Genomic DNA, 4288 nt, shown 5'->3' on the forward strand with positions numbered 1-4288 from the left:
GCCTTGAGGATGTCGCGCAGCGTCTGTCCCTTGACGTATTCCATGACCAGATACGGCAGATGCTCGCTCTGACCGGTTTCGGTGGTGACGACTTCTTCGCCCGAATCGTAGATGTTCACGATGTTCGGATTGTTCATCTGCGCCACGGAATGGGCTTCGCGGCGGAAACGCTCAAGGAAGATATGGTCGTTCGCGAAATCGGCGCGCATGATCTTGACGGCCACGGTGCGCCCCAGACGGGTATCCGTCGCAACATGCACCTCGGCCATGCCGCCGCGGCCAATCAGCTGGCCGAGCTGGTAGCGTCCACCAGCCAAAGAAGTGGGCATGTTGATGTTCATCACTGTTCCTTCCAATCAGTGCTCAAAGAGATATGCGGTTTGCTGACCACGCGGCGGGGCATCCTTCCGCCCGCCGTCACGACCATGGTGTCGGCCAGCTGCGTTTGCTGGTCGAGCAGACGGCGTTCGATGCGCGACAGCGTGCGGGATACCGTCAGCGCGTCCTTCGGACGGTCGAGCGGATCCTTCGCCAACATCGACATGACGAATTCGCGCAGCTGCACGTCGACGGTGTTCGGCAACGGCGGAACCGGATTGTTCACATGCGCGGCGGCGATGTCGACGGGAGTGGCGCCGGTGAACGGGCGATGCCCGCAGAGTCCTTCGTATGCGACGACGCCCAGCGAATAGATGTCGGATTGCGGCGTGGCCTGCTTGCCTTGCGCCTGCTCCGGAGAAATGTACTGCGCGGTGCCCACGACCATGCCATCCTGCGTGATCTGCTCTTGGTTGGTGGAGTACGATACGCCGAAATCGGTGATCTTCACCTCACCGGTGTCGGACACCATGATGTTCGCGGGCTTCACGTCGCGATGGATCACGCCGTGCGAATGCGCGACGAACAGTCCACGGGCGGTCTGGATGAGGATCGGCAGCAGCTTGATCGGATCCATCGGGCCGTTCAGCTCGTGGAACAGATCCGCCAACGATTTGCTGGGCACGTATTCCATGATGAGGAATCCGATGCCGTCGTGTTCGTAGTATTCGAACAACGCGGCGATGTTGGGATGCGCGAGATTGGCGGAATTATGCGCCTCCGCGCGCAGCCGAAGCAGCTTGGCCTCCTGGGTGGCGCCCAGGTCCCCGCGCAACGCCTTGATGGCCACGGGACGTCCCAACTGGATGTCGTAGCCTTTCCATACCTCACCCATGCCGCCCTGCGCGAGGCGGGAGTCCAGCCGGTAACGCTGGTGGATGAGCTGTCCTTCAATCAGTTTCATTCTGCCAGCGCCTCCTGCATCATGGCCTTCATAATCGGTCCGGCCGCATATGAGCCGTAGACGTCGACGTTGTGCACCACAACGGCGACGGCGATCTTCGGATCGTCGGCCGGGGCGAATCCGATCACCCAGCCGTCGATGGACGAGTTGTTCTCGCCGATCTGCGCGGTGCCGGTTTTCGCGGCGACCTTCACGCCGTCGATCGCAAGATTCGTGCTTTCCTTGGTGACCACGGCCTCCATCATCTGCGTGAGCTTGTTCGCGGTGTCCTCGCTGAACGCGCGTGATTTCACCGAAGGCCTGGTCTGCGAGATGACCGACAGGTCGGAGGACCGCACGCGGTCGACCAACGTCGGCTGCATGACCTTGCCGCCGTTCGCGATGGTCGCGGCGACCAGCGCGTTCTGCAACGGCGTCACCACGGTGTCGCCTTGGCCGATGGACGCCAGGGCGAGCTTGTCGTCGCCGGCGTCGGTCGGGAACTTCGACGTCACCGACACCCACGGCGTGCCGGTGGAATTGGTGCCGTCGACGGTGATGGGGCTGTCGAATCCGAGCTTCTTGGCCATCGAGGAGACCTTGTCGTCACCCAGCGCCACGCCCAGCTGGGCGAACGCGGTGTTCGACGAATAGGCCAGGGCGTCCTCGAACGAGATTTTGTTGTCGGTGCCGTTCGCCTGGGACACGACATTCGTCAATTGCGTCTGCGTTCCCGGAAGGGTGTAGCTCGCGCCGGCGGGAATCTCCGTGTCCGGCTGGTACTGGCCGGTTTCCAACGCGGTCGCCGCGACGACGGTTTTGAACGTCGATCCCGGCGGATACAGCTGCGACGTGGCGCGGTTGAGCATCGGGTTCGTCGCGTCCTGCGACAGGTTGGAGTAGTTCTGGTTCGCCTCGCTGGTGTTGTGCCCGGCAAGCAGGTTCGGGTCATAGCTCGGCGTGCTCACCATGGCGAGGATGCGGCCGGTTTTGGGTTCGATGGCCACCGCCGCGCCGTCCATGGATCCCAGGCTGTCGTATGCCGCCTGCTGGATCTTCGGATCGATGGACGTTTCGATGTTGGCGCCCTTGTTCGTCTGGCCGGTGAACAACGACTTGAACCGCTGCCAGATCAGCTGTTCCGATTGGCCGGACAACAGGGAGCTGCGCGAAGCCTCGACGCCGGTCCACGCGCGCTGACTGACCGAGAAGAATCCGGTGACCGGCGCGTATAGCGATCCGTTCGCATAGGAACGCTGATAGGAGAACGCGTCGTTCGACGGGTCGGATTTCGCCATCACCGTGCCGTCCGACGCGAGGATCGAACCACGGGGCGCGCCGTATTCGTGGTACAGCGCGCGCGTGTTGCGTGGATCGTTGTTGAGCTCATTGGCCCGCACCGCGCTGATCATCGTGGTCGACATGCCCAGGATGACGAACAGGATGACGACGATGGTGAACAATTGGCGGAGTGATTTATTCATGCCGGCCTCCTGTGTGACGCGCATGGCGGGAGTGTTGCGGCTGGACCGACGATTCCGCCTGCTGGATGGCCTCGAATGCCTGGGTGGGCTGGTCGGGCTGGGCGTCGCCCTCGACATGGTCGGTCGGGGAAAGCCGGATGGCTTGGGTGGCCTGGCTTGCCTGTGTGGCGTTGATCAGCTCGGTTTTGCGTTCCCTGGCCTGCTCGCGCGCGCGCAGAGCCTGCGCAGCCTCGTACTGGAACGTGTCGCTGTCCACTTCGGACTCCGGCTTGTTCGCGGAATTCGAGATCACCAGCAGGATGGTCGCCAGCAGATAGTTCGCGATCAGCGACGAACCGCCGGCCGCCATATACGGCAAGGTCAGGCCGGTGAGCGGAATGACCAGCGTGATGCCGCCGACCACGGTGAACACCTGGAACGCCATCGTGAACACCAGACCCGAGGCGAGCAGCTTGCCGAAGCCGTCCTTGATCTTCATGGCGGTGATCATGCCGGCCGCGATGATGAGCAGATAGAACATCAGGATCGCCATCAGGCCGGTCAATCCCAATTCCTCGCCCACGGCCGCGTAGATGTAATCGGAATTCGCGATCGGTGTGATCGAAGGATGGCCCTGGCCCAGGCCGTTGCCCATCAAGCCTCCGGAGGCCAGTCCGAAAATGCCGGTGACCAGCTGGTAGGAACCGCCGTATTCCTTGTTGTACTGCGAGGAATCGAAAGGATGCAGCCATGCGTCGACGCGCGCGCCCACGTGGCTGAAGATGTTCGCCGCCGCCACGGCGCCCACGGCGAACGCGATGAAACCGATGAAAATCCAGCTTTTGCGTCCCGTGGCGACATACAGCATGGAGACGAACATCGCGAAGAACATCAGCGAGGTGCCCAGATCGTGCTGCACGACGAGCACGCCCATCGACACGATCCACACCACGATGATCGGCCCCAGATCCTTGATGCGCGGAAGTTGGAATCCGAGCACCTTTTTGCCGCCGACCGCGAGCTGGTCGCGGTGGTCGAACAGATAGGAGGCGAAGAAGAACGCCAGGAACAGCTTGGCGAACTCACCCGGCTGGAACGAACCCAATCCGGGGATCTTCACCCAGATGCGCGCGCCGTATTGCTCGGAACCCAGACCGGGCAGCATCGGAGACAGCAGCAACGCGATGCCGATCACCATGCTGACGTAGGAGAACCGTCTCAGCACGCGGTAGTCCTTCATGAAGATCACCAGCAGGTTCGAGACGCCCAGCGCGATCGCCAGCCACAGCATCTGCTTCAATCCGGCCGAAGTGTGCGTGTCCTGGTCGATGCGCGCGATCATCATCACGCCGATGCCGGTCAGCAGCATCACGCAGCACAGAATCGACTGGTTCGCATACGGTTGGAAACGCAGCAACAGGCCCCAACCGGCCAGATACAACGCGCCGATGAAGGCGAGCATCCACAGATACTGTTCCGGAAAGCCGCCGGTGGTGCGTTCGAACATCTGGAAGAACGCCATGGCGCACAGCAGCATCGTGAACGCCAGCAGCGCCAGTTGTTT

General features: G+C 62.2%; 4 protein-coding genes. All 4 read right to left on the reverse strand.

Translation table 11 applies throughout. The annotated features are described in order from the left end of the window. Nucleotides 1-341: protein kinase domain-containing protein (locus B3C64_RS06855; RefSeq protein WP_291534649.1), on the reverse strand; the 341-nt coding region annotated here is incomplete at its 3' end. Beyond that, nucleotides 341-1282 (reverse strand): serine/threonine-protein kinase, encoded by a 942-nt coding sequence (locus B3C64_RS06860; RefSeq protein WP_291534650.1) that lies wholly within the window; start codon nucleotides 1280-1282, stop codon nucleotides 341-343. The genes B3C64_RS06860 and B3C64_RS06855, both read right to left, overlap by 1 nt. Beyond that, nucleotides 1279-2745: a peptidoglycan D,D-transpeptidase FtsI family protein gene (locus B3C64_RS06865; RefSeq protein WP_291534651.1), complete on the reverse strand. Its 1467-nt coding sequence runs from the start codon at nucleotides 2743-2745 to the stop codon at nucleotides 1279-1281. The genes B3C64_RS06860 and B3C64_RS06865 overlap by 4 nt, the downstream gene beginning before the upstream one ends. Next, nucleotides 2738-4288: FtsW/RodA/SpoVE family cell cycle protein (locus B3C64_RS06870; protein ID WP_291534652.1), on the reverse strand; the 1551-nt coding region annotated here is incomplete at its 5' end. The genes B3C64_RS06865 and B3C64_RS06870, both read right to left, overlap by 8 nt.

Source organism: Bifidobacterium sp. UBA6881, from assembly GCA_002451435.1.
GTDB lineage: Bacteria > Actinomycetota > Actinomycetes > Actinomycetales > Bifidobacteriaceae > Bifidobacterium.